Raw genomic sequence first — 23,809 nt, forward strand, 5'->3', positions numbered from 1 at the left:
GGCACGGGCGCCGGGGGACGTCGGCGCCCGTGCCCCGCCCGGTTCGGTCAGCCCCGCCGACGGGTCAGCGCCACCGCTCCCCCGCCGGCGAGCAGCAGGGCCACGGCGCCGCCCGCGACGTACGGGGCCGGCGAACCGCCGCCGGTCCGCGCCAGGTCCGCCTCGGCGGGCGCGCCCTGCGGTCTGACGTCAGGGGCCGTAGCGGCGCTCGGCGAGGCCGGCCGCCCCTGCTCCGTCCCCTTCCCCGGCCCCTTGCCCGTCCCCTCTCCCTGTGGCTCGTCCTGTTCTCCGGCCTGCTCCTGCGGCTCTCCGGCGGGCGCCTCGCAGGTGGCCTCGGCGAGCGTCACCGTGCCGGTGACATCGGCGACGTCGAGTTTCAACGGGTTGACGGAGACGGTGAGTTCGAGGGCGGTGGCGGCGGCCGTGCGGGTGGTGGTCACGCGCTTGGACAGGTCGAGGCGGACCCGTCCCACGCCCGGCGCCTTCACCTCCGTCGTGCCGCCCGTGCTCACCGACACCTTCTTGCCCAGGACCGTCACGGAGCCGAGCAGGTTCGCGACGGCGACCGGAGGCCGGCCGGTCTCGCAGGTCGCCTTCGAGGTGAGCGTGCCGACCTCGACGAGGGAGAGCAGCGGGAGGCCGGGGACGTGCAGCCTGGCGTGGACGAGGCGGGTGGACGCCTCGGCCTTTTGCCCGTCCACCGTCGCCCTGGCCTCGGCGACGTCGGCGCGCAGCACGCTGAACGGCCTTCCGCCGGCGACGCCGTCCAACTCCGCTGTCAGCGTTGTCCTCTCGGCGCTCTGCGGCGCGTGCACCTCGTCGAGGGAGACGGCGAGCGGGATGTCGACGGATCTGTTGAGCAGGGCCACGTCGAGGCCGGTGCGCAGCACGGCGGCGCTCGCGCGGCCCTGCCCGTCGCCCGCGTGGGCGGGGCCCGCGCCGGCCAGGGCCGCGGGACCGGCGGCCAGGGCCGTGGCCGCCGCGACGGCGGCGACGCGACGGGCGCGTGCGGGCATGCGGAAGGTGTTGCCGTTCAAGGGTGGGACCCCCAGAAGAGACGCTTCGGGACCCCGCAAGAATCGCGTACGAAGGGTGAACGGTCAGCGCGCTGCACCGAGTTCACTCCAACGTGAGATTTCCGTGCGTGTCTTCGAATCCACCGGCACGTACGTTCTGCGTCGTCACCCTCGCGGCCCCGGCTCAGGGCGCCTCAGCCCAAGGCTCGGCGCGCCTCAGCCCACGATCTTTCCGTTGAGCACGATCCTGCGGGGCGCTGCCAGCACGCGGACGTCCGCCCGCGGGTCCGTCTCGTACACCACCAGGTCGGCCGGCGCGCCCTCGTCCAGGCCGGGGCGTCCGAGCCACGCGCGTGCGCCCCACGTCGTCGCGGAGAGCGCCTGCAGCGGGGGGATGCCCGCGGTCACCAGCTCGGCGACCTCCGCCGCCACCAGACCGTGCGGCAGCGTGCCGCCGGCGTCCGTGCCGACGAAGACCGGGATGCCGGCGTCGTAGGCGGAGCGGACGGTGTCGTACCGGCGGGCGTGGAGCCTGCGGATATGGGCCGACCAGCGCGGGAACCTGGCCTCCCCGCCGGCGGCGAGATCCGGGAAGGTGGCGATGTTGACCAGGGTCGGGACGATCGCCACGCCCCGCTCGGCGAACAGCGGGACGAGGTCGTCCGTCAGACCCGTCGCGTGCTCGATGCAGTCGATGCCGGACTCGACCAGGTCACGCAGCGAGTTCTCGGCGAAGCAGTGCGCCGTGACCCGCGCGCCCAGCCGGTGGGCCTCGGCGATGGCCGCCTCGGCCGCCGCCCGCGGCCAGCTGGGGGCCAGGTCGCCGGCCTCGCGGTCGATCCAGTCGCCGACCAGCTTGACCCAGCCGTCGCCGCGCCGGGCCTCCCGGGCGACGTACGCGACGAGGTCGTCGGGCTCGATCTCGTGCGCGTAGCCGCGGAGATATCGGCGGGTGCGGGCGATGTGCCGGCCCGCCCGGATGATCTTCGGGAGGTCTTCGCGGTCGTCGGTCCAGCGGATGTCCGAGGGCGAGCCGGCGTCCCTCAGCAGCAGGGCGCCGGCCTCGCGGTCGGTGAGCGCCTGCTTCTCCGCGACGTCCGGTTCGACCGGTCCGTGGCCGCCGAGGCCCACATGGCAGTGCGCGTCCACCAGACCGGGCAACGCCCAGCCCTCGACGGTGCGGACCTCACGGGCCCCTACGGGACGGTCGTAGGAGATCCGGCCGTCGACGACCCACAGCTCGTCGCGGACGTCGTCGGGCCCGGTCAGGACCCTGCCCTTCACGTGCAGCACCGGACGATCGCTCATACGTGCACCCTAGCCAGTGCTCTTGCCCACCTGTCCCGAGGCCTCCTCCTCCACCTCGGCCATCGCCGGGTCGAGCAGGCGGGAGAGGAAGTGGCGGGTGCGCTCGTGCCGCGGGGCGCCGATGACCTGGGCGGGGGCGCCGTCCTCGACGATCACTCCGCCGTCCATGAAGACGACCCGGTCGGCGACCTCGCGGGCGAAAGTCATCTCGTGGGTGACGACCATCATCGTCATGCCCTCGTTCGCCAGCATGCGCATGACGGCCAGGACGTCGCCGACCAGCTCCGGGTCGAGCGCCGAGGTCGGCTCGTCGAAGAGCATCACGCCGGGGCCCATGGCCAGGGCGCGGGCGATCGCGACGCGCTGCTGCTGGCCGCCGGACAGGGAGGAGGGATAGGCGTGCGCCTTCTCCGACAGGCCCACCCGCTCCAGGTTCTGGGCGGCGACCTTCGCGGCCTCCGCCTTGCCGCGGCCGAGCACCCGGCGCTGCGGCAGCGTCAGGTTCTCGGTCACCGACAGGTGCGGGAACAGGTTGAACTGCTGGAAGACCATGCCGATACGGCGTCGCACGGCGTCGATGTCGACGTCGGGGTCGGTGAGCTCCGTGCCGCCGACGAAGACCTGGCCGCTCGTGGGCTCCTCCAGCAGGTTCACGCAGCGCAGCAGCGTCGACTTGCCGGATCCGGAGGGGCCGATCACGCAGACGACCTCGCCCCGGCCGATCTCCAGGTCGATGCCCCGGAGCACCTCGTTGTCGCCGAACGCCTTGTGCAGGCCGCGCACTTCGATCTCGGGTCGGCTCATTTCACGGCCTCCTGGGCCTTGGCCTCCATGCGGCGCACGACGAAGCCGAGCGGGACGGTCACCAGCAGGTAGCACAGGCCGGCGACCAGGATCGGCGTGGAGTTGGCGGTGTCGCTGGCCAGGTCCCGGCCGAACTTGGACAGCTCGCGCTCCTCCAGGGTCACACCGAGGAGCAGGACCAGCGAGGAGTCCTTGAAGAGGATGATCAGTTCGTTGGTGAGCGGCGGCAGGATGATCCGGAACGCCTGCGGGATGACGATGGAGATCATCGCGCGGGCCGGCGAGAAGCCCAGCGAACGCGCCGCCTCCATCTGCCCCTTGGGCACCGCCTGGATGCCCGCGCGGAACGTCTCCGCCATGTACGCGGCGCCCACCAGGCCGAGCGCGAGGGCCGCCTTGCCGTAGGTGCCGCCGACGATCTCCGTGCCGGGGAAGGCCAGCGGCACGGCCACGCCGATGAACACGAAGATCAGCAGGGCGGGCAGACCGCGGAAGATCTCGATGTACACGCCGGCCACCCAGCGGTACGGGCCGACCGAGGACAACCGCATCAGCGCGATGACCAGGCCGAGCACGAGCCCCAGCAGGAAGCCCGACACCGTGTACAGGACGGTGTTCTTCAGCGCGAGCGTGATGACGTCCGGGAACATCTCCTTGGCGATGTCCCACTGGGCGAACTGGTTCTTCAGCCGGCCCCAGTCGGCCGTCACCGCGAAGACGATGACGGCGGCGACGAACACGGCGTACTGGGCGCCCTGGGACAGCCTGCGCTTCTGCCGCCGGGTCAGCCCCTTCTTCTTCGGCTGGAGCGGTACGTCCGCGGCGGTCATGACGCCGACGGGGAGGCGGCGGACGAGTCGTACGGGCCGATCCACTTCTCGTACAGCTTCTTGTACGTGCCGTCGGCCTTCGCGTCCGCCAGCGCCTTGTCGATCGCGGCGGCCAGCTTCGCGTTGCCCTTCTTCACCGTGAAGCCGTACTGCTCGCCGGTGTTGAGGTTGTCGACGACCTTGAAGGCGTCGGCGTTGGCCTTGTCCTTCAGCCAGCCCTGGACCACCGGGTAGTCGATGATGACGGCCTTGACCTGGCCGGTGCGCAGTCCGTTGAGGACGGCGTCGGAGGACTCGAAGGAGACCGCGTCGAAGCCCTGCTTCTCGGCGTAGTCCTCGCCGGTGGTCTGCGCCTGCGCGCCCAGCTTGACGCCCTTGGACTTCACGTCGGCGAGCGAGGAGACGCCCGCGCCCTTGTCGACGAGGACGGCCTGCGTCGCCTCGAAGTAGGGGTCGGAGAAGTCGACGTTCTTCTTGCGCTCGTCGGTGATGGTCATGCCGGCCGCGGCAAGGTCGCACTGGCCGGAGTTGAGGAAGGCGCCGGTCTTGAAGTTCTCGAAGGGGGTGTCGACGATCGCCTGCTTCACGCCGAGGTTCTTGGCGACCAGGTCGATCAGGGAGACGTCGAAGCCCTGCACCTTGCCGTCGATCTCCGACTGGAAGGGCGGGTACGGCAGGTGGGTGCAGGTGGTGAGCTGGCCCGCCTTGACGAGCTCGACCCCGCCGGCGGCGGTCTTGGAGCCGCTGCCGCCGTCGTCGCTCGACGTGCAGGCGGACACGAGCACGAGCCCGGCCGTCGCGGTGGCAGCGGCCAGGATGCGGGTCCGACGCCCGGAGAGGGTGATCACGGCGGGCCTTCCTGTAAGGGAACTAAGGGTTCCGATTATAAGGAGATGTTGGGGACTCTCAAACCAATCCGATGGTCATGAGGCCGTCGAGCCTACGAAGTCACCGGCGGAGTGGGGAAGCATGTCCCGGTTACTCTCGTCACCTCTACCCCGTGAGTGAAGAGAGCACCGCCGTGACACACCCGTTCCTGGACCTCGCACCGCTGAGCGCCGCACATTTCGCCTCGATCGAGGCCCGGGTGGCGCGACTGCTGGACACCCGGCAGGACGTCGTGGTGACGCAGGGCGAGGCGCTGCTGCCCCTGGAGGGGGCGATCCGGGGCGCCGCGGGTCCCGGCACCACGGCCCTCAACGTGATCACCGGCCCGTACGGGCAGACCTTCGGCGACTGGCTGCGGGACTGCGGCGCGACCGTGATCGACCTGGCGGTCCCCTTCCACACGGCGGTGACGGCCGCACAGGTCCGCGAGGCGTTCGCCGAGCACCCGGAGATCGACTTCGTGTCGCTGGTGCACGCGGAGGCGGCGACCGGCAACACCAACCCGGTGGCGGAGATCGGCGAGGTGGTGCGGGAGCACGGCGCGCTCTTCTCGCTGGACGCGGTCGCCTCGATCGGCGCGGAGCCGGTGCTGCCGGACGCGTGGGGCGTGGACCTGTGCGTGATCGGCGCGCAGAAGGCGATGGGCGGCCCGGCGGGCGTCTCGGCGGTCTCGGTGAGCGAGCGGGCGTGGGCGCGGATGTCCGCGAACCCGACGGCCCCGCGCCGCTCGTACCTGTCCCTGCTGGACTGGAAGCAGCGGTGGATCGACGGCGGCCGCAAGGCCCTGCTGCACGCGCCGGCACAGCTGGAGATGCTGGCCCTCGAGGCCTGCGTGGAGCGGATCGAGACCGAGGGGCTGAAGACGGTCATGGCCCGGCACGCGTCCGCGGCGGCGGCCACGCGGGCGGGCGCGCTGGCGCTGGGCGGCGGGCTCGAGCCGTACGTGCACGACGCGGCGGAGGCGGCGCCGGTCGCCACGACGCTGCGGGCGCCCGCGGGCGTGCCGGCGTCGGAACTGGTGGCCCAGGCGCTGGCGGGCGACCCCGCACTGCCGCTGGCCGCGGGCGGCGGCGCGCTGGCCGGCGAGATGATCCGGGTCAACCACTACGGGGCGGACGCCACGGTGGACGCGGTGCGGGGGTCCCTGGCCGCTCTGGGCGCCGCGCTGGCGGAAAGGGGCCTGACCGTCGACCTGGACGCGGCCTTCCGGGCCACGGAGGGCGGCCGGCGCTGAGGGGAGCGCCGGGACCGATCGGAGGCGGCCGGAATCGACCGTCGGCGCCGGAGCCGGATGGCATGCTGCCGCAATGACCACCGACGCGCACCGGACACTTCCCGACGGCCGCCCGGTCCCGCTGCTGACCGGCGAGGAACTCCCCATGCTGGAGAGCTGGCTGGCGTTCCACCGGGCCACGCTGGAACTGAAGTGCGCCGGGCTGGACGACGAGCAGGCACGGACGGCGTCCGCCGAGCCGTCCTCGCTCACCCTCCTCGGTCTGGTGCAGCATCTCGCCGAGGTCGAACGCAACTGGTTCCAGCGGGCGTTCGCCGGTCTCGAGGCGCCGCCGGTCTTCGGGGAGAGGACCGGCTACGCACTCGACGCGGACCGCGGGCTCGACGAGGCGCTGACCGTCTGGCGGCGGGAGATCGCCCGCGGGCGCGAGCTGATCGCCGGGCGGTCGCTCGAGGACGCCGGCCGGATCGTGGACGGCCCGATGACCGGGCTCGAGGTCAGCCTGCGCTGGGTGCTCCTTCACATGATCGAGGAGTACGCCCGCCACAACGGCCACGCCGACATTCTCCGCGAGCGCCTCGACGGAGTGACCGGAACCTGAACGGAAGGTAATTCGGGAATTCATTCCCGGTATTTTCCGGGGGACTTCGCCACGATAGGTTTCCTGAGTTCTTCTGCCCCGCTTACGGTTGTCTAAACGCAGCGATTTCCGGGCGTCCAGGAACTGCGTGACGCATTGCACAAGCTCGACCATATGCACCTTTTGCGCGGTGCGAATCAGGACAAAAAGCCCTTCAGTCTCTCCGGCATCACGGAATCACCACGGCCTCTCCATGCGTTATCGAATTTCGCTCGGTAAGTTCAATCCGCATGACTGCCGCACAAGCAGACCTGCGTATCGACCGCCCGTCGGTGGCTGACGGAGCCGCCCTCTGGCGTCTCGCCAAGGAATCCGGAACGCTCGATCTGAACTCCTCCTACAGCTATCTGCTGTGGTGCCGCGACTTCGCCGCCACCTCGGCGGTGGCGCGCGCGGAGGGCGGCGAGCCGGTCGGGTTCGTCACCGGCTACGTACGGCCGCAGGACCCGCACACCCTGCTGGTCTGGCAGGTGGCCGTCGACTCCGCACACCGGGGTCGCGGACTCGCCGCCGCACTGCTCGACGGGCTGACCGCGCGGCTCGCCGCGGAGCGCCCGCTCACCGCCGTCGAGACCACCATCACGCCGGGCAACACCGCCTCCGAGCGGCTGTTCGCCTCGTACGCCGAACGGCACGGGGCGACCGTCACCCGCGAGGTGCTCTTCGACGCCGGGCTGTTCCCCGACGGCCCGCACGACCCCGAGGTGCTGTACCGGATCGGCCCGCTCTCCTTCTGACCTCCCCGCGCTCCCCCGCGTCCGCGCAGCCCGTTACCGCTCTCCTGCCGACCCCACACCAAGGAGTGTTTTCGCCGTGACCCTCACCCAGCCCGACCTCAGCGTCTTCGAGACCCTCGAGTCCGAGGTGCGCAGCTACTGCCGCGGCTGGCCCGTCGTCTTCGACCGCGCGCAGGGCAGCCGCATGTACGACGAGGACGGCCACCGTTACCTGGACTTCTTCGCCGGCGCCGGATCGCTCAACTACGGCCACAACAACCCCGTGCTGAAACGGGCGCTGATCGACTACCTGATGCGGGACGGCGTCACGCACGGGCTCGACATGTCGACCGTCGCCAAGCGGACGTTCCTGCAGACCTTCCAGGACCTGGTGCTGCGCCCCCGCGACCTGCCCTACAAGGTCATGTTCCCGGGCCCGACCGGCACCAACGCCGTGGAGTCCGCGCTGAAGCTGGCACGCAAGGTGAAGGGCCGCGAGGCCATCGTGTCGTTCACCAACGCCTTCCACGGCATGTCCCTCGGGTCGCTCGCCGTGACCGGCAACGCCTTCAAGCGGGCCGGCGCCGGCGTCCCCCTGGTGCACGGCACGCCCATGCCGTTCGACAACTACTTCGACGGTCAGGTCCCGGACTTCCTCTGGTTCGAGCGGCTGCTCGAGGACCAGGGCTCCGGCCTCAACAAGCCCGCCGCCGTGATCGTCGAGACCGTGCAGGGCGAGGGCGGCATCAACGCCGCGCGTCCGGAGTGGCTGCGCGCGCTCAAGGAGCTGTGCGAGCGCCAGGACATGCTGCTGATCGTCGACGACATCCAGATGGGGTGCGGGCGCACCGGGGCCTTCTTCTCCTTCGAGGAGGCCGGCATCGTCCCGGACATCGTCACGGTGTCCAAGTCCATCAGCGGCTACGGACTGCCCATGTCGCTCTGCCTTTTCCGGCCGGAGCTCGACGTGTGGGAGCCGGGCGAGCACAACGGCACCTTCCGCGGCAACAACCCGGCCTTCGTCACCGCCACCGCCGCGCTCGAGACGTACTGGACCGACGGGTCGGCCATGGAGAAGCAGACCCGGGCGCGCGGCGAGCAGGTCGAGCAGGGGCTGATCTCGATCACCGAGGAGAACCTCGCCGACGTCAAGGAGTACCGGGGCCGCGGTCTGGTGTGGGGCCTGGAGTTCCACGAGAAGGCGCGGGCCGGCCGGGTGGCGCAGCGCGCCTTCGAACTCGGGCTGCTGATCGAGACGTCCGGCCCGGAGAGCGAGGTCGTCAAGCTGCTGCCGGCGCTGACCGTGACCCCGGAGGAGCTGGACGAGGGCCTGAGCATCGTGGCCCGGGCCGTGCGGGAGACCGTCTGACGCTCCCGTGCGGGCCGGCGCGACCCCGGCCCGCACACCGGCCGCTTCCGTGGCCGGCCATCCGTCACCTACCTAGGAGGCATCGCGACACCGTGATCGTCCGTTCGTTCAAGGACATCGAGGGCACCGACCGGCATGTGCGGGCGGCGTCCGGCACCTGGGAGAGCAAGCGCATCGTCCTGGCCCGGGAACGGGTCGGATTCTCGCTGCACGAAACGATTCTGTACGCGGGCACCGAGACGTCGATGCACTACGCGAACCACATCGAGGCCGTCGTCTGCGTCGAGGGCGAGGCCGAGCTGACCGACCACGAGAGCGGGCAGACGCACACCGTCACACCCGGCACCATGTACCTCCTCGACGGCCACGAGCGGCACACGCTGCGCGTCAAGGAGGACTTCCGCTGCCTCTGCGTGTTCAACCCGCCGGTGACCGGACGGGAGGACCACGACGAGAACGGCGTCTACCCCCTGCTGACCGAGCCCGAGGAGGTGCAGGCATCGTGACCACGCTCACCGATCTCTACCCCACCCGTGGCACCGCCGAGGTGTCCGTCCCCCGTCAGGACCCCGTCGTCTGGGGCTCCCCCGACGCCCCCGGCCCGATCCCGGCCGCCGGTCTGCGGTCGTACGAGCGCGACGGCTTCCTCACCGTCGACCAGCTGATCGGCGACGACGAGGTCGCCGTGTACCGGCGTGAGCTGGAGCGGCTCGTCGCCGATCCGGAGATCCGGGCGGACGAGCGGTCGATCGTCGAGCCGCGTTCGCAGGAGATCCGGTCCGTCTTCGAGGTGCACAAGCTCAGCCAGGTGTTCGCCGCGCTGGTCCGTGACGAGCGCGTCGTCGGGCGGGCCAGGCAGATCCTGGGGTCGGACGTGTACGTCCACCAGTCGCGGATCAACGTCAAGCCGGGCTTCGGGGCCGGGGGCTTCTACTGGCACTCCGACTTCGAGACCTGGCACGCCGAGGACGGTCTGCCGAACATGCGGACGGTGTCCGTGTCGATCGCGCTGACCGAGAACTTCGACACCAACGGCGGGCTCATGATCATGCCGGGCTCGCACCGGACGTTCCTCGGCTGCGCCGGAGCCACGCCCAAGGACAACTACAAGCAGTCGCTGCAGATGCAGGACGCGGGCACGCCGTCCGACGAGGCGCTCACCTCGATGGCCGGCGACCACGGCATCAGGCTGTTCACCGGCAGGGCCGGGTCGGCGACCTGGTTCGACTGCAACTGCATGCACGGGTCGGGCGACAACATCACGCCGTTCCCGCGCAGCAACGTCTTCATCGTGTTCAACAGCGTGGAGAACACGGCGGTGGAGCCGTTCGCGGCGCCGATCCGCCGTCCGGAGTTCATCGGGGCCCGGGACTTCACGCCGGTGCGATGAGCCGCCGGTGCGATGAGCCGCTGGGCGATGAGCCGCTGAGCCCCGGCCCGGTCCCCTGACGCCGGGCCGGCCGACACGACCGCCGCCGGAACCCTCCGGCGGCGGTCGGTCGCGTCAGCCCGCCAGCACGTCCAGCACGTCCAGCAGGCGATCGACGTCGGCTGCCGTGTTGTAGAGGTGGAACGCGGCGCGCAGGTTGCCCGCGCGGTCGGAGACCTGGATGCCCGCCGCGGCCAACCCGGGCTGGCGGTGACCGAGGCCGGGCACCGAGACGATCGCGGAGTTGGGCGCGGGGAGGGGTTCGTGTCCGAGCGTGGCGAGTCCGGCGCGGAAGCGGTCGGCGAGGGACAGGTCGTGGGCGCCGATCGCCTCGACGCCGATCTGCTCCACGAGTTCGAGGGAGCGTCGCAGGCCGGCGTAGCCGAACAGGGCGTGCGTCAGGTCGAACCGCCGTGCGGAGCGGGCGAGTTCGGACACCGGGCCGTAACAGCTGTTCCAGGGCTCCTCGCCGGCGACCCATCCCGCGAGGATCGGCGACAGCCCGCCGAAGTCCTCAGGGACGACGAGGAAGGCCGTGCCGTGCGGGCCGAGCAGCCATTTGAAGGACACGGCGGCGGAGAAGTCGTATCCGCCGGCGTCCGCCGGCAGCCATCCGGCGGCCTGCGAGAAGTCGACGTAGGTGCGCGCTCCGTGCGCCCGGGCCGCCTCCCGCAGGGCGGACAGGTCGGCGATCCGGCCGTCGGCGGACTGCGCGGCGCTGACGGCGACCAGCGCTGTGCCGGGACGGACGGACTCGGCGATCCGCTCCAACGGGACGGCCCGGACCTTGAGGTCGCCGCGGACGTGGAACGGGTTCAGCACGGACGTGAAGTCGTCCTCGGCCGTGAGCACTTCGGCGCCGGCCGGGAGCGAGGCGGCGATCACACCGGTGTGCGCGGCGACCGAGGCGCCGAGGGCCACCCGGGTCTCGGGGACGCCGGTCAGCCGGGCGTATGCGGCCCGGCAGGCCTCGACGTCCTCGTACAGCGGGGTCAGCGGCCGGCCCTCCGCCCGCAGCAGCGCCGCCTCCTGCAGGGCGGCGACGGCCCGCGCGGGCAGCAGACCGTTGCTCGCGGTGTTCAGGTACGTGGTCTTCGGGGTGAACTCGGCACGGACGAGGCTCTCGAAGGTCTCCATGCGTCCACTCTGGGCCCCGCGGATCTCCCCGTCCATTGCCGATTTTTACGCGATTCCGCTAAGGAACGCTTATGGATGGGCGCTGACCTGCGGTATCACCGCTGGGGAACCTCACAGCCGTCCGGGCCGCAGGCCTGCGCGCCGCCGTCGTCGATCAGTTTCAGCGGTGAGCGGTTCCCCCACGCCTGGGTCAGGGCCTGGGTGAAGACCTCGGCGGGCTGGGCCCCCGAGACGCCGTAGGCGCGGTCGAGGACGAAGAACGGCACGCCGTTCGCGCCGAGCTCCGCGGCCTCGCGCTCGTCGGCGCGGACCTCGTCGGCGTACGCGGCCTGGTCGGCGAGGACCGTGCGGGCGGCGTCGGCGTCCAGACCGGCCTCGACCGCCAGCTCCACGAGGCGCTCGTCGCCCTCGGTGAAGACGGACCGCTCCTCGGCGAAGTTGGCCCGGTAGAGGATCTGGATCAGCTCGTCCTGGCGGCCCTGCTCCTTGGCGAAGTGCAGCAGACGGTGCATGTCGAAGGTGTTGCCGTGGTCGCGGTCCCGGGTGCGGTAGTCGAGGCCCTCGGCGGCGGCCTGCGCGCCCAGGTTCTCCTCGCTGGCCTGCGCCTGCGCCTGGCTCATCCCGTACTTCTTGCCGAGCATAGCGAGCACGGGCTGGACGTCGCCCTTGGCGCGGCCCGGGTCCAGCTCGAAGGAACGGTGGATCACCTCGACCTGGTCGCGGTGCGGGAAGGCCTCGAGCGCCTTCTCGAAGCGGGCCTTGCCCACGTAGCACCACGGGCAGGCGATGTCGCTCCAGATCTCGACGCGCATGTCTCGGCTCTCTTCAGGTCGTGCGGCTGACACGGAGGTTCCCTCCGCCAGGTGCATGAACGTTCAAGCAGCCCGTTTCATTCCCCCGTCCCGGCCCGCCGCTCCCCGCTCCCCGCCCGCTGGTCCCCACTCCCCCGCCGCCGGTCAGGAGCCGTCGGGCACCCGGAACCTGAGCCACTGGTGGTGATCCCCCTCGGCGGGCGGGCGCTCCGGGTCCGGGACCCAGCCCTGGCGGGCGTAGAAGGCCTGCGCCCGCCTGTTGTCGACGTGCACGTCGAGCACGGCCGTGCGGCGGCCGTCCGCCCGCCACTGCTCGACGCAGGCCGCGTGCAGGGCCGTGCCGATCCCCGCACGCCAGTGGCCGGGATCGACGTGGAGCTGGAACAGCTTGACCGTGTGCGCGGGCGCGCCCTCCGGTGTGCGGAAGGAGGCCAGGCCGACGATCCGCCCCTGCTCGAGGACGCACAGCACATGTCCGTCGGGCCGCTCGACGGCCGTGCGCCAGTTGGCGAGCCAGTCCGTGCCGTCCTGGGGGACCCCGTCGGGGTAGTACGTCGCCCGCGCCCGCGCGTGCAGGGCGGCGACCGCCTCCGTCTCGGCGGGCACGGCCGTGCGGATCACCCGGTCTGCGGTGACACGATCTCCGATCATGATCGGGAGGACGTGACGACCGCCGCCCCGGTTCCCTCCCCCGCTCGCGGAACCGGTCAGCTGCCGTCCCTCAGGTCGTCCGGCCACTCGGGCCTGAACTCGAGGTGGTCGTAGGTCACCACGCAGCCCTCCCCGATCGGCGACTGCGTCATGAAGCCGACCAGGGCCGCGCCGGTCCGTTCCTCGTCGCCCAGGGTGAACAGGCGGACGAAGGTCCAGCGGCGGCCGTCCCGGGAGGCGTGGAAGGCGAAGGCGCGACCGGTCCGGCTCACCCGCAGCCAGACCGAACTCCCCTCCACGGTGAAGGCGTTGGCGTCGTCGGAGTGTCCCCGGGTGACCACCGTGCAGACGGTCGCCACGTCCGGGGAGTACTCCAGGCAGAGCTTGGCCCAGTCCCGCTCGCCGACCTGGACGTACAGCGTCCCCGCGTCGAAGGCCCCGGTGAATCCCACGGTGACCCGTGCGATCAGCTGGAAGTCACCCTCCGGGGCCCCCAGCAGCCGGGGAGCGTCGGCGGCGGCGTCCAAGGCCTCCCCGGTGGGCGTCACGAACCGGTCCTGCCGCGCTCCGGCCCACCCGGTGAGCACCCCGTCCTCGTGGAACCAGTGCCCGTCGGGCCCGTACGTACGGAGGGGAAAGGGCAGTTCGGGGAGCGAGAAGTCCATGGTCTGATTATCGGACGCCCACGCGGGGGCTCATGCGCTATCGCTCCAGACGCCCGTTGAACCGGCGCGGAAGGCCCAGCTCGTTCTCGTCCCGCAGCTCCACGGGCAGCAGCGCGGCGGGGGTGTTCTGGTAGGCGACCGGCCGCAGCCACCGTTCGATCGCCGTGCCGCCCACCGAGGTGGAGGTCGACGTGGTGGCGGGGTAGGGCCCTCCGTGGTGCTGCGCCGCCGCCACGGCGACGCCGGTCGGCCAGCCGTTCACCAGCACGCGCCCGGCCAGCGGCGTCAGCTCGGCGAGGATCTCCCCGCCGCGTCCCTCCCCGGCCGCCTCGCCCTCGGACAGCTGGACGGTCGCCGTGAGGTTGCCCGGCAGCCGCGACAGCACGGCCCTGACCTCGTCGTCGTCCTCGTAGCGGGCCACGACGGTGACCGGCCCGAAGCACTCCTCGAGCAGCAGGTCGTGCTCGCCCCCGGCGGTGAGCCGGGCGGCGGGCACGGTCAGGAACCCCGCGCTGACGGTGTGCTCCCCGCCCGCGCCGGGGGTGACCGGCGACTCCACGTCGGGCAGCCCGGCGCGCTCGGCGACCCCGGCGACGAAGTTGTCCCGCATCCGGTGGTCGAGCAGCACGCCCGCCTCGGTGTCGCTCACAGCGTCGGTCAGGGACTTGAGCAGCCCGTCGCCGGCCGCGCCGGACGGCACCAGGACCAGCCCAGGCTTGACGCAGAACTGGCCGACGCCCAGCGTCATCGACCCGGCGAGACCGGTCCCGATGGCCTCGGCGCGCTCGGCGGCGGCCGCCTCGGTCACCACGACCGGGTTCAGCGACCCCAGCTCCCCGTGGAACGGGATCGGCGTCGGCCGGGCGGCCGCCGCGTCGAACAGGGCCCGTCCGCCCCGGATCGATCCGGTGAAGCCGGCGGCGGCGACCAGCGGGTGCCTGATCAGCTCGAGGCCGGCGTCGAAGCCGTGCACGAGGCCGAGCACGCTCGCCGGGATGCCGTGCTCGGCGGCGGCCGTGCGCACCACCTTGGCGACCAGCTCGGACAGCCCCGGGTGGTCGGGGTGGGACTTGACGACGACCGGGTTGCCGGCCGCCAGCGCGCTGGCCGTGTCGCCGCCGACGACGGAGAAGGCGAAGGGGAAGTTCGACGCCGAGTACACGGCCACCACGCCGAGCGGCACCTTGTAGCGGCGCAGGTCCGGGACGGGCGGGGTCGCGGTGTCGTCGGGGTGGTTGACGACGACGTCGAGGAAGGCGCCCTCGTCGACGATGTCGGCGAACGCGCGCAGCTGGTAGCAGGTGCGGGCGAGCTCGCCGTTCAGCCGGACCGGGCCGAGCGCGGTCTCGGCGTCGGCCACCTCGACGAGGGTGTCCTTGGCGGCCTGGAGGCGGTCGGCGGCGGCGCGCAGGAAGGCCGCGCGGACGCGGCGGTCCGTGAGGGAGCCGCGCGTTTCGTGGGCGGCACGGACGACGGCGTCGACCTCCTGGGCTGTGGCCTCCACCGCAACCTGTTCACGCTGCTTCCCGGTTCGGGGGTCGACACTCCAGACTGGTGCTGCTGCCACCGCGGGTCCCTCCACGTTTGGTACTGGCTCATCCACCAGGGGCGTTCGATAGGCTGAACGCTGTCTCTGATGCTGAATATGCTGTCGGAGCGTATTTCCCGTCGAACGAAGGGGTCAAGGGCGATGTCGGCTGTCGATACGGGGGGCGGAGCGCAGGTCAAGTCCGCGGTAAGGACGGTTGAGCTGCTGGAATACTTCGCCGGCCGCCCCGGGATGCACTCCCTCGCGTCGGTCCAGGAGGCCGTCGGATACCCCAAGTCGAGTCTGTACATGTTGCTGCGCACGCTCGTGGAACTGGGCTGGGTGGAGACGGACGCGACGGGCACGCGGTACGGCATCGGGGTGCGGGCGCTGCTCGTCGGCACCTCGTACATCGACGGCGACGAGGTGGTCGCGTCCGCGCGGCCGACCCTGGACCGGCTCTCGGACGACACCACCGAGACCATCCACCTGGCCCGGCTGGACGGCACGAACGTCGTCTACCTCGCCACCCGCCAGTCGCAGCACTACCTGCGCCCGTTCACCCGCGTCGGCCGCCGGCTGCCCGCGCACTCCACCTCGCTCGGCAAGGCCCTGCTGAGCACGTACACCGACGAGCAGGTCCGCAAGCTGCTGCCGGAGACGCTCCCGGCGCTCACCGAGCACACGATCACGGACCGCGAGAAGCTCATCGAGGAGCTGCACCAGGTCCGCGAGCAGGGCTTCGCGGTGGACCGCGAGGAGAACACCCTGGGCCTGCGCTGCTTCGGCGTGGCGATCCCCTACCGCACGCCGGCCCGGGACGCGATCAGCTGCTCCGTGCCGGTGGCGCGGCTCACGCCGGCGCACGAGCAGCTGGTGAAGGACGCCCTGTTCGACGCACGGGACCGGCTGACCCTGGCCACCCGGCGGCTCTGAACCCAGGGCGTGAAGGCCCTACCCTCTGCGGTATGCCGATCGCTCTGCGCCGGGTCCACGACAGCGATCTGCCGGTGTTCTTCCGGCAGACGAACGACCCCGAGTCCCTCATCATGGCCGCCTTCACCCCGAAGGACCCGACCGACCGGGACGCCTTCGACGACCGCTGGAAGCGGATCCGCGCCTCGTCCGCCGTGGTGCGCACGATCCTGGTGGACGGGGACGTGGTCGGCAGCGCGGCCGTGTACGGGGAGCCCGGCGAGCGCGAGGTGACGTACTGGGTGGACCGTGCGTACTGGGGCCGGGGCATCGCCACGGCGGCGCTGACGGCCCTGCTCGCCGAGGTCCCGGAGCGTCCGCTGTTCGCGCGGGCGGCGGCCGACAACGCCGGTTCCCTCCGGGTCCTCGTCAAGTGCGGCTTCGTGCCCACCGCCCGCGCCACCGGGTACGCCCCCGCGCGGAAGGCGGACGTCGAGGAGGTCGTCCTGCGGCTGGAGAACTGAGCCGGGCGCAGATGAACAGGCGATGAGAAACCGGGACGGAGGGAACGCACCGCCCCGTCCCGTTCGTCTTTCCCATGCCATGAACAAGACGATCAGACGCGCCTCGGTCTTCACGCTGCTGCTGGTGTTCGCCCTGCTGCTGCGGGCGACCTGGGTGCAGTTCTACGAGGGCCGGGCGCTCGCGGACGACACGCACAACCGGCGCAACGCGATCACGACGTACGCGGCGCCGCTCGGGAACATCATCGTGGCCGGGAAGGCGATCACCGGCTCGGCGGTGACCTCGGACAGCGACCTCAGATACAAGCGCACGTACACGAACGGCGAGCTGTACGCGGCGGTGACCGGCTATGCCTCGCAGAGCTACGCCCCGACGCAGCTGGAGGGCGTGTACGCGGACCTGCTCAACGGCACCGACCCCCGGCTGAAGACGGTCCTGGACACGGTCACGAACCAGCGGGCGGACCCGGGCGACGTGCTCACCACGATCGACCCGGCGGTGCAGAAGGCGGCGTACGACGCGCTCGGCGACAAGAAGGGCGCGGCCGTCGCGATCGACCCGTCGACGGGCCGGATCCTCGCGGTCGTCTCGACGCCGTCGTACGACCCGTCGTCGCTGACCGACGCCGACACCGCCGGCGCGGCCTGGAAGAAGCTGAACGCCGACCCCGACAAGCCCCTCGTCAACCGGGCGCTGCGGCAGCCGCTGGCGCCGGGCTCGACGTTCAAGCTGGTGGTGGCGGCCGCCGCGCTGGAGGACGGGCTGTACACGTCCGTGGACGAGAGGACCGACAGCGCGGACCCCTACACCCTGCCGGGCACGCGGACGGACCTGAAGAACGAGAACACCTCCGCGCCCTGCGAGAACGCCTCGATCCGGGTCGCGCTGCAGTACTCCTGCAACAACGTCTTCGCGCACATGGCCGTCCAGCTCGGTCAGGACAAGCTGAAGGCGATGGCCGACAGGTTCGGCTTCGACGACGACAGCCAGGACGTGCCGGTACGGGCCTACGCGAGCGTGTACCCGTCCGGCATGGACGCCTCGTCGACCGCGCTGACCGGCATCGGCCAGTTCGACGTGACGGCGACCCCGCTGCAGATGGCCATGGTGTCGGCGGCCCTCGCCAACGGCGGCAAGCTGGTGTCGCCGCACATGGTCCAGCAGATCACGGACGGCGGCGGCGACGTCCTGGAGGACTACGACGACAAGGCGGCCACCACCCAGGTGGTCAGCTCCTCGACCGCCGAGCAGCTGCGGTCGGCGATGCAGACGGTCGTCGAGAAGGGCACGGGCACCAACGCGCTCATCGACGGCGTCACCGTCGGCGGCAAGACGGGCACGGCCCAGAACGGCGAGAACAACAGCAAGGCCCCGTACGCCTGGTTCACCTCGTACGGCACGTCGGACTCGTCCGGCGGGCAGGTAGCCGTCGCGGTCGTGGTCGAGCAGTCGGACGCGGCGCGTTCCGAGGTCAGCGGCAACGGCCTGGCCGCGCCCGTCGCGAAGGCGATGATGGAGGCCGCGCTGCGGAAGTAGCGCGGCGGTCGCGGGGGCGGACCGGATTACGGCCGCCCCCGTCACCTCACTTGACGCCGAGGATCTGCTCGATCGGGTCGATCGCGAAGTACACCAGGAACAGCGCCGAGGCCCCCCACAGCAGCCAGTGCACCTCCTTCGCCTTGCCGAGCACGGTTTTGACGACGACGTACGCGACGAAACCGGCGCCGATGCCGTTGGTGATCGAGTAGGTGAAGGGCATCACGGCGATGGTGAGGAAGGCCGGGATCGCGATCTCGTACTTGTCCCAGTCGATGCTCTTGACCTGGGTCATCATCAGGAAGCCGACGGCGACGAGGGCCGGGGCGGCCGCTTGGAGCGGGACGATGGTGAGGACCGGAGTGAGGAACAGCGCGAGGGCGAAGAGCGCGCCGGTGACGAGGTTGGAGAACCCGGTGCGCGCGCCCTCGCCCACGCCGGCGGCCGACTCGATGTAGGAGGTCGCGGAGGACGAGGAGGCCGCGCCGCCCGCGACCGCCGCCGCGCCGTCGATGAGCAGCACACGGCCCAGGTTGGGCACCTCGCCCTTCTCGTTCAGCAGTCCGGCCTCGGCGCTGATGCCGACGACCGTGCCCATGGTGTCGAAGAAGTCGGACAGGAGAAGCGTGAAGACCAGCAGGACGACCGTGACGACGCCGGTCTGACCGAACGCGCCGAACAGGCTGAAGTGGCCGATCAGCCCGAAGTCCGGGGCGCCGACGACGTCGTCCGGCCACGAAGGCGTGGTCAGTCCCCAGGACTTGATGTCGGCGAGCGAGTCGATGATGATCGCGAGCAGCGTCATCGTCACGATGCTGATCAGGATCGCGCCCTTGACCTTGCGCGCGAGCAGTCCGACGGTCAGCAGCACGCCGAGGCAGAAGACGAGGACGGGCCAGCCGCCCAGCGTGCCGGTGCCGCCCAGTTGGACGGGGACGGTGGTGTGCGCGGCGTCGGGGATGCGGCTGACGAAGCCGGCGTCGACGAAGCCGATGAAGGCGATGAACAGGCCGATGCCGACGCTGATCGCCTGCTTGAGCGACTGCGGGATGGCGTGCATGACGGCCTCGCGCAGTCCGGTCGCCACCAGTGCGCAGATCAGCAGGCCTTCGAGGACGATGAGGCCCATCGCGTCGTCCCAGCTCATCAGCGGGGCGATCTGGAAGGCGACGACCGCGTTCAGGCCGAGACCCGCGGCGAGCGCGAGGGGAAGGTTGCCGCCGACGCCCATGACGATGGTCATCACCGCGGCCACCAGGGCGGTGGCGGTGGTGAGTTGGACGCTGTCGAGGCGGTGCCCGAACTTGTCCTCGGCGCTGCCCAGGATGATGGGATTCAGGACAAGTATGTAGGCCATGGTGAAGAACGTGGCGGTGCCGCCGCGTATCTCCCGGGCGAACGTGGACCCTCGTTCGGATATCCGGAAGTACCGGTCGACGCTGTTCACCGCCGGTCTCTCACGGGTGGGCCGGTCGGCCTTCTGCTGCGTCTCGGACATGACTGCCACTCCTAGGGGCCGGAACGATCTCGATGCGGATGCTGGCTGGATTGTTCCCTCGTTGAACCCTCTTCAGGTTTTCGCCGTGTTACGGAATCGGGTTCCGGACACGTTCGACCTGCCATGTGGTGTTCGAACCCCCGACCGAACCGGGCGGTCGCGCACTGCTACGCTTCCCGATCTCGTCCCGACCGCCTCCCCGGGACATCCCCATGTCATCCACATGGCACGCACAGCACAGGTCGCACCGAGAAGAGGTCACCCGTGGGCACAGTCGTCGACGACGCCGCCTCCGTGGAGTTCCACGCCTTCTTCGACCGCCACTACGCCGAACTGTCCCGCCTCGCCTGCCTGCTGACCGGCGAGGCGGACGCCGCCGACGACCTGGCGGCGGACGCGCTGCTCGCCCTGTGGAACCGCTGGGACCGGGTGCGCGCCGCCGACCACCCGGTCGCGTACGCGCGCGGGGTGGTCGCCAACCTCGCCCGCACCCGCATCCGCAGCGCAGTCCGCGAGCGCCGCAGGATCGCGCTGTTCTGGTCGCAGCGCGAGGAGAAGACGGAGAATCCCGACGTCGCCGGCGTCGTGGACGTGCAGTCGGCGCTGCGTAGACTGCCGTTCCGCAAACGGGCCTGCGTGGTGCTGCGGCACGCCTTCGATCTGTCGGAGAAGGACACCGCGCTCGCGCTCGGCGTCTCCGTGGGTACGGTGAAGAGCCAGACCTCCAAGGGGATGGCCGAGCTGCAGAAGCTGCTGGGCGGCAAGGGTGCTCCGGTTAGGGTGCCTGCGATGGCACGCGACCGTCAGGCCGCAGGGAGGGACCGATGACGACGCAGCGGGACGTGCACGGCGAACTGCGCACCCGGCTGCACGCGGCGGCCGGGGCGCACGAGCCCGACCGGGCGCGCATCCTGGCCCGGGTCGAGCGCGGCATGGCCGGGCAGGGACAGGCGCAGGTCCGCTCCGCCCACCGGGCGACCCGCCCGCCGCTGTGGAGCTGGGCGCGGATCGTGGGCGCGACGGCCGCGGTCGCGGGCATGCTCACGGTCGGCGGTTACGCGGTGGCGTCCGCCGTGAAGGGCGACGCCCCGGCGCAGCCGGCCGTCTCCGTCTCCTCGCCGCCGGTCGAGTCCCCGGGCGCCACCAGCCGCCCGCCGGTCTCGCCCCGGCCGACTCCGGCCCCGGGCGGCGGCAGGACCCCGGCCGGGCCGGGCGTCTCCCCGCCGAAGAGCCCCGCGGCCAAGCCCTCCGCGCCCGCGGCCTCCCTGCTGCCGGCCACGACCGACGAGGCGGAGGGCCCGCTGTGGTCGGACGGCTCGATCGACGTGCACAGCAACGACTTCTGGGCGCAGAGCGACGTCACGCTGAAGACGTCCGAGGCGCTCACCGCACTCACCGTGCAGCTGAAGGTCGCGCAGACCGGCGGGGTCTCGTCGACGGGCGCCTGGCGCTCGCTGCCCGAGAGCGACTTCGAGTTCACCGCGGCCGAACGGGACGGTTTCCTCGTCTACACCTGGGTGCTCAGGCAGGGCCGTACGGTCCCCAAGGGCGAGTGGGTGTTCGCCGGACAGTACGACCACGACCGCGGCGGCCGTGACGCGAAGGACGACGCCTACGTGGTCGCCGGCCGCTCGGACGGCCGCCAGACCGTCGTGGGCGGCGACTTCGCCTCCCACGACGACAAGAAGGACTGAGCGGGCCGTGCGAGGACGGGAACGGTCCCGCCCTCGCACGGGCCGTCAGCCGACGAAGTACGTCGGGTTCGGCAGCTTGTACCTGCGGTCGGCGTAGCCGCCCTCGAGGTCGGAGTACTGGTCGCCGAAGTTGGCGATGATCTCGTACCCGAGATCGTCCTCGATGTGCTTGCGGGTGCCGGACTTGTACTGGACCGTCGTGCAGGTCCAGGCGCCCGGGGCGGCGCAGGCGCTCAGGTAGGACGGCGGGGCGGCGGCGTTCTTGAGGAACATGTGCGCGGCGTCGAGGTTGACGTCGGCGCCGACCTTCTTCAGGTTCTCGACCGCGGCGGTGCGCTGGGCCTCGCCGAGACCCGAGTTGTAGAAGACCTCGACGCCCTTCTTCTCGGCGTACTGCACCAGTTCGGGGCTGCCGAACACCGCCGGGCGGTCGGCCTTGTTCACGTAGGCCGCCCAACTGGCGGAGTTGTAGGTGTAGTTGTACCGCTTCTCGTAGTCGAGGCTGAGCAGCAGGGTGTCGTCGATGTCGAAGACGACCGCGGGCCGCTCGTGCTTCCTGACCGCCTTGCGGGCGGCCTGGTCGATGTACTTCCGCGCGGCCTTGTCGATGCTCGCGAGGTCCTTGGCGTACGGGCTGGTCGGCGACGCCTGGTACACGCCGTTCGCGTCCGGGGCGGTGCCGTAGTAGGTGTCGATGTCCTTCACCAGGAGCCCGATGTTGTAGGGCTCGTGCGTGGAGTTGGCCGTGGACTGGCCGGCCGTGGCCGCGCCGGCGCCGTAGAGGGCGGCGCCGGCGACGGCGCAGGCCGCGGCGACGGCCGCGATGCGCAGTGGCTTATGCATGACACGCTTTCTACGCGCGTCACGTGGGTGAGCGCGAGACCCGCCGGGCAAAAAACGGGTCAAGCACCCCGGGGGCTCAGTTCATGGTCGCTCCGATGGTCGTCGACCCGGTGGTGAGGAACGTGGTCGCGGGCAGGGCGCCGCCGGCGCCTCGGGCGTTGTAGGCGCTGCTCGCGTCCGTCGACCGGAAGGCGGGCGTCGGGACGCCCGAGTCCCCGTTGTTGCCGGACGAGGAGACCTTCGAGCCCTTGCTGACCGAGCCGCCGCCGTTGCCCACCGCAAGGTTCTTGCCGAGCCTGGCCGAGCCGGTGGCGAAGTAGTAGCCCCACTTGCCGTTGGCGTAGGCGGTGGTGCGGTTGAGGACGAGCGCGCCGGTGTTGGAGTTCTCCGTGAAACCGTTCCCCGCGTTGCCCCAGGCCGCGGAGTTGTTGACGACATGGGCGACCGCCTCGCCGTCGCCGCCCGGTTTGCAGCCGTTGCCGTCGCCCGCGAAGGCGGGGTCGGACCAGCGGTTGACGCCGTTGCCGAAGGACCAGGTATGCTCGACGGTGACGGGCGAGGAGAAGGACCAGAAGTCGATGCCGTCATCCGCGTTGTTGGAGAGGCGGGCCCCGGTGATGAGGTTTCCGCTGCCGGATCCGAACTTCACGGCGATGCCGTCGGCGTTCTCGCCGTGGTTCGCGGCGTCGTAGTTGCCGTAGCTGCCGATGTTCCTGACGGTGTTGTTGATCCGCCGGCGTCACCGGCGCTCGTAGGGCCTCCAGTCCCCCAGATACGTCCGCGGGGTGTGCAGGGCCGCCTCCGCCGCGGTCAGCTGCGGCCGGTTCTCCGGGACCGGTGTCGCCGCTCCCGGACCGCAGTTGGCGTACTCGCGAAAGCGCATGGTCTGCCACGGGTAGGCCTCGCGCATGTTGACGTACGGCGTCACCGCGTCGATGCCGGGGCCGATCCAGGTGTCCCGGACGACCAGCGAGGGCCAGGCGGTCGTCTCGTAGGACGGCACCCAGGGCCGCGCGATCTTGTACGCGGCGTCCTCCGCGTCGGAGGTGATCCTGCTGCGCAGGGCGAGGAAGCCGTAGGGGTCGGCCCGGGCGGTGGCCGGTGCGAAGACCATGCCCTTGGGGGTGAAGGCCACGTCCCGCCGCAGGGTGTGGAAGCGGCAGCCGTCGAAGACGGCCCGGGCCCGCCCGAAGACGAAGTCGACGTCGCCCTCGATGTGGCAGCGGTGGAAGTACTGCCGGTCGAAGGCGTCGAGTGCGGTGGTGTCCGCGAAGAGGGTGTCCTGGTGGGCGAGGAGGCGGACGTTCTCGAAGTGCGTGCGGTCGCCGGTGACGTAGGCGGCCACCGCCTGGGTGCCGGTGATCTCCGGGTGGTCGGCGCGCAGCCAGTCGTTGGCGAAGGTGAGGTCGCGCACGGTGAGTCCGGGTGCGGCGGAGGTGAAGGTGGCGGAGCCCGCGGTGCCGTAGGCGCCCGAACCGTCCGGCCTGGGCGTGCCGGCCGCGTTGTCGTACACCACCACGGTCGCGCGCGGGTCGCGGCTCGCGCCGCGCAGGGTCAGTTCCGCCGTGTCCGCCGGGACGACGACGACCTCCCGGTACGTTCCCGGGTGGACGACGATCGTCCAGCCGGGGCCGTCGACCGCGTCCACGGCCGCCTGGAGGCTGTCGCCGGGGCGGACGTGCAGGACGCGGCGGGAGTGCGCGTGGGCCGCGGGCGCCCCGGCGAGCAGGGCGGCGCCGGTGGCGGCGGCGAGGAGTGTGCGTCGGGGCAG

General features: G+C 71.4%; 24 protein-coding genes and 1 pseudogene. 11 read left to right on the forward strand and 14 right to left on the reverse strand.

The window, feature by feature from the left end; all coding sequences use genetic code 11:
• Positions 1 to 47: 47 nt before the first annotated feature.
• The 5 genes from ACN6LD_RS22080 to ACN6LD_RS22100 form a co-directional block, all read right to left on the reverse strand.
• Entirely contained in the window at positions 48 to 1,037 is a 990-nt protein-coding gene (locus ACN6LD_RS22080) for an SCO1860 family LAETG-anchored protein (RefSeq protein WP_445044071.1), read from the reverse strand.
• 195 nt (positions 1,038 to 1,232) lie between these two features.
• Positions 1,233 to 2,324: an amidohydrolase family protein gene (locus ACN6LD_RS22085; protein WP_445044072.1), complete on the reverse strand. Its 1,092-nt coding sequence runs from the start codon at positions 2,322 to 2,324 to the stop codon at positions 1,233 to 1,235.
• Between the two features lie 9 nt (positions 2,325 to 2,333).
• The gene (locus ACN6LD_RS22090) at positions 2,334 to 3,128 is read right to left on the reverse strand and encodes an amino acid ABC transporter ATP-binding protein (RefSeq protein WP_445044073.1); all 795 of its coding nucleotides are present in this window, start codon (positions 3,126 to 3,128) and stop codon (positions 2,334 to 2,336) included.
• Positions 3,125 to 3,958: an amino acid ABC transporter permease gene (locus tag ACN6LD_RS22095; RefSeq protein ID WP_319192274.1), complete on the reverse strand. Its 834-nt coding sequence runs from the start codon at positions 3,956 to 3,958 to the stop codon at positions 3,125 to 3,127. The genes ACN6LD_RS22090 and ACN6LD_RS22095 overlap by 4 nt, the downstream gene beginning before the upstream one ends.
• Entirely contained in the window at positions 3,955 to 4,806 is an 852-nt protein-coding gene (locus ACN6LD_RS22100; RefSeq protein ID WP_319192272.1) for a transporter substrate-binding domain-containing protein, read from the reverse strand. The genes ACN6LD_RS22095 and ACN6LD_RS22100 overlap by 4 nt, the downstream gene beginning before the upstream one ends.
• Before the next feature lie 173 nt (positions 4,807 to 4,979).
• Here ACN6LD_RS22100 and ACN6LD_RS22105 point away from each other — a divergent pair, with 173 nt between their 5' ends.
• From ACN6LD_RS22105 to thpD, 6 genes are all read left to right on the forward strand, one after another.
• Positions 4,980 to 6,080 carry an aminotransferase class V-fold PLP-dependent enzyme gene (locus ACN6LD_RS22105; protein WP_445044097.1) on the forward strand — a complete coding sequence of 367 codons (1,101 nt, stop codon included), beginning with the start codon at positions 4,980 to 4,982 and terminating at the stop codon, positions 6,078 to 6,080.
• Between the two features lie 73 nt (positions 6,081 to 6,153).
• Entirely contained in the window at positions 6,154 to 6,681 is a 528-nt protein-coding gene (locus ACN6LD_RS22110; RefSeq protein ID WP_445044074.1) for a DinB family protein, read from the forward strand.
• A gap of 269 nt (positions 6,682 to 6,950) precedes the next feature.
• Positions 6,951 to 7,457, forward strand: a complete 507-nt coding sequence (gene ectA, locus ACN6LD_RS22115) for a diaminobutyrate acetyltransferase (protein WP_319192266.1) — start codon at positions 6,951 to 6,953, stop codon at positions 7,455 to 7,457.
• Between the two features lie 76 nt (positions 7,458 to 7,533).
• The gene (gene ectB / locus ACN6LD_RS22120; RefSeq protein WP_319192264.1) at positions 7,534 to 8,805 is read left to right on the forward strand and encodes a diaminobutyrate--2-oxoglutarate transaminase; all 1,272 of its coding nucleotides are present in this window, start codon (positions 7,534 to 7,536) and stop codon (positions 8,803 to 8,805) included.
• 92 nt (positions 8,806 to 8,897) lie between these two features.
• Positions 8,898 to 9,311, forward strand: a complete 414-nt coding sequence (locus tag ACN6LD_RS22125) for an ectoine synthase (protein WP_445044075.1) — start codon at positions 8,898 to 8,900, stop codon at positions 9,309 to 9,311.
• Complete coding sequence (thpD, locus tag ACN6LD_RS22130; protein WP_319192263.1) at positions 9,308 to 10,195, forward strand: ectoine hydroxylase; 888 nt, start codon at positions 9,308 to 9,310, stop codon at positions 10,193 to 10,195. The genes ACN6LD_RS22125 and thpD overlap by 4 nt, the downstream gene beginning before the upstream one ends.
• A gap of 114 nt (positions 10,196 to 10,309) precedes the next feature.
• Here the strand turns inward: thpD and ACN6LD_RS22135 are convergent, their stop codons facing one another.
• The 5 genes from ACN6LD_RS22135 to ACN6LD_RS22155 all read right to left on the reverse strand — a co-directional run bounded on the left by ACN6LD_RS22135 (position 10,310) and on the right by ACN6LD_RS22155 (position 15,066).
• Positions 10,310 to 11,371 (reverse strand): aminotransferase class V-fold PLP-dependent enzyme, encoded by a 1,062-nt coding sequence (locus ACN6LD_RS22135; protein ID WP_445044076.1) that lies wholly within the window; start codon positions 11,369 to 11,371, stop codon positions 10,310 to 10,312.
• Between the two features lie 95 nt (positions 11,372 to 11,466).
• The gene (locus ACN6LD_RS22140) at positions 11,467 to 12,183 is read right to left on the reverse strand and encodes a DsbA family oxidoreductase (RefSeq protein ID WP_445044077.1); all 717 of its coding nucleotides are present in this window, start codon (positions 12,181 to 12,183) and stop codon (positions 11,467 to 11,469) included.
• Between the two features lie 144 nt (positions 12,184 to 12,327).
• Positions 12,328 to 12,834, reverse strand: coding sequence for a GNAT family N-acetyltransferase (locus tag ACN6LD_RS22145; RefSeq protein ID WP_445044078.1), 507 nt, complete (start codon positions 12,832 to 12,834; stop codon positions 12,328 to 12,330).
• Positions 12,835 to 12,890: 56 nt separating this feature from the next.
• Entirely contained in the window at positions 12,891 to 13,499 is a 609-nt protein-coding gene (locus ACN6LD_RS22150) for a DUF1349 domain-containing protein (protein WP_319188714.1), read from the reverse strand.
• A 37-nt stretch (positions 13,500 to 13,536) separates the two neighbouring features.
• On the reverse strand, positions 13,537 to 15,066 hold the full coding sequence (locus tag ACN6LD_RS22155) for an aldehyde dehydrogenase (NADP(+)) (RefSeq protein ID WP_445044079.1): 1,530 nt from the start codon (positions 15,064 to 15,066) through the stop codon (positions 13,537 to 13,539).
• 123 nt (positions 15,067 to 15,189) lie between these two features.
• Here ACN6LD_RS22155 and ACN6LD_RS22160 point away from each other — a divergent pair, with 123 nt between their 5' ends.
• From ACN6LD_RS22160 to ACN6LD_RS22170, 3 genes are all read left to right on the forward strand, one after another.
• Positions 15,190 to 15,963: an IclR family transcriptional regulator gene (locus tag ACN6LD_RS22160; protein ID WP_319188711.1), complete on the forward strand. Its 774-nt coding sequence runs from the start codon at positions 15,190 to 15,192 to the stop codon at positions 15,961 to 15,963.
• Positions 15,964 to 15,995: 32 nt separating this feature from the next.
• Positions 15,996 to 16,466 carry a GNAT family N-acetyltransferase gene (locus ACN6LD_RS22165; protein ID WP_319188710.1) on the forward strand — a complete coding sequence of 157 codons (471 nt, stop codon included), beginning with the start codon at positions 15,996 to 15,998 and terminating at the stop codon, positions 16,464 to 16,466.
• Positions 16,467 to 16,545: 79 nt separating this feature from the next.
• A complete protein-coding gene (locus tag ACN6LD_RS22170) occupies positions 16,546 to 18,003 on the forward strand; it encodes a peptidoglycan D,D-transpeptidase FtsI family protein (RefSeq protein ID WP_319188708.1) in 1,458 nt (485 codons plus the stop codon).
• Positions 18,004 to 18,049: 46 nt separating this feature from the next.
• Here ACN6LD_RS22170 and ACN6LD_RS22175 read toward each other — a convergent pair whose 3' ends face one another.
• Entirely contained in the window at positions 18,050 to 19,501 is a 1,452-nt protein-coding gene (locus ACN6LD_RS22175) for an NCS2 family permease (protein WP_445044080.1), read from the reverse strand.
• 264 nt (positions 19,502 to 19,765) lie between these two features.
• Between ACN6LD_RS22175 and ACN6LD_RS22180 the strand changes: the two genes are divergently transcribed.
• Positions 19,766 to 20,329 carry a SigE family RNA polymerase sigma factor gene (locus ACN6LD_RS22180; RefSeq protein WP_319188704.1) on the forward strand — a complete coding sequence of 188 codons (564 nt, stop codon included), beginning with the start codon at positions 19,766 to 19,768 and terminating at the stop codon, positions 20,327 to 20,329.
• Positions 20,326 to 21,195, forward strand: a complete 870-nt coding sequence (locus tag ACN6LD_RS22185; RefSeq protein ID WP_319188702.1) for a hypothetical protein — start codon at positions 20,326 to 20,328, stop codon at positions 21,193 to 21,195. Before ACN6LD_RS22180 ends, ACN6LD_RS22185 begins: the two co-directional genes overlap by 4 nt.
• A gap of 45 nt (positions 21,196 to 21,240) precedes the next feature.
• Here ACN6LD_RS22185 and ACN6LD_RS22190 read toward each other — a convergent pair whose 3' ends face one another.
• The 3 genes and pseudogenes from ACN6LD_RS22190 to ACN6LD_RS22200 all read right to left on the reverse strand — a co-directional run bounded on the left by ACN6LD_RS22190 (position 21,241) and on the right by ACN6LD_RS22200 (position 23,809).
• Complete coding sequence (locus tag ACN6LD_RS22190) at positions 21,241 to 22,038, reverse strand: HAD family acid phosphatase (RefSeq protein ID WP_319188701.1); 798 nt, start codon at positions 22,036 to 22,038, stop codon at positions 21,241 to 21,243.
• A gap of 76 nt (positions 22,039 to 22,114) precedes the next feature.
• Positions 22,115 to 22,768 (reverse strand): annotated as a pseudogene (locus ACN6LD_RS22195) (right-handed parallel beta-helix repeat-containing protein); the annotation flags it as partial.
• 9 nt (positions 22,769 to 22,777) lie between these two features.
• Positions 22,778 to 23,809 (reverse strand): pectinesterase family protein, encoded by a 1,032-nt coding sequence (locus ACN6LD_RS22200; protein ID WP_445044098.1) that lies wholly within the window; start codon positions 23,807 to 23,809, stop codon positions 22,778 to 22,780.

This window comes from Streptomyces sp. SAS_272 (assembly GCF_052543235.1).

Bases quoted from the DNA above. Each gene is read 5' to 3' on its own strand.
- ACN6LD_RS22085 (WP_445044072.1), bottom strand. From the start codon at position 2,324: ATGAGCGATCGTCCGGTGCTGCACGTGAAGGGCAGGGTCCTGACCGGG.
- ACN6LD_RS22090 (WP_445044073.1), bottom strand. From the start codon at position 3,128: ATGAGCCGACCCGAGATCGAAGTGCGCGGCCTGCACAAGGCGTTCGGC.
- ACN6LD_RS22095 (WP_319192274.1), bottom strand. From the start codon at position 3,958: ATGACCGCCGCGGACGTACCGCTCCAGCCGAAGAAGAAGGGGCTGACC.
- ACN6LD_RS22110 (WP_445044074.1), top strand. From the start codon at position 6,154: ATGACCACCGACGCGCACCGGACACTTCCCGACGGCCGCCCGGTCCCG.
- ectA (WP_319192266.1), top strand. From the start codon at position 6,951: ATGACTGCCGCACAAGCAGACCTGCGTATCGACCGCCCGTCGGTGGCT.
- ACN6LD_RS22135 (WP_445044076.1), bottom strand. From the start codon at position 11,371: ATGGAGACCTTCGAGAGCCTCGTCCGTGCCGAGTTCACCCCGAAGACC.
- ACN6LD_RS22140 (WP_445044077.1), bottom strand. From the start codon at position 12,183: ATGCGCGTCGAGATCTGGAGCGACATCGCCTGCCCGTGGTGCTACGTG.
- ACN6LD_RS22145 (WP_445044078.1), bottom strand. From the start codon at position 12,834: ATGATCGGAGATCGTGTCACCGCAGACCGGGTGATCCGCACGGCCGTG.
- ACN6LD_RS22150 (WP_319188714.1), bottom strand. From the start codon at position 13,499: ATGGACTTCTCGCTCCCCGAACTGCCCTTTCCCCTCCGTACGTACGGG.
- ACN6LD_RS22160 (WP_319188711.1), top strand. From the start codon at position 15,190: ATGTCGGCTGTCGATACGGGGGGCGGAGCGCAGGTCAAGTCCGCGGTA.
- ACN6LD_RS22165 (WP_319188710.1), top strand. From the start codon at position 15,996: ATGCCGATCGCTCTGCGCCGGGTCCACGACAGCGATCTGCCGGTGTTC.
- ACN6LD_RS22170 (WP_319188708.1), top strand. From the start codon at position 16,546: ATGAACAAGACGATCAGACGCGCCTCGGTCTTCACGCTGCTGCTGGTG.
- ACN6LD_RS22175 (WP_445044080.1), bottom strand. From the start codon at position 19,501: ATGTCCGAGACGCAGCAGAAGGCCGACCGGCCCACCCGTGAGAGACCG.
- ACN6LD_RS22185 (WP_319188702.1), top strand. From the start codon at position 20,326: ATGACGACGCAGCGGGACGTGCACGGCGAACTGCGCACCCGGCTGCAC.
- ACN6LD_RS22190 (WP_319188701.1), bottom strand. From the start codon at position 22,038: ATGCATAAGCCACTGCGCATCGCGGCCGTCGCCGCGGCCTGCGCCGTC.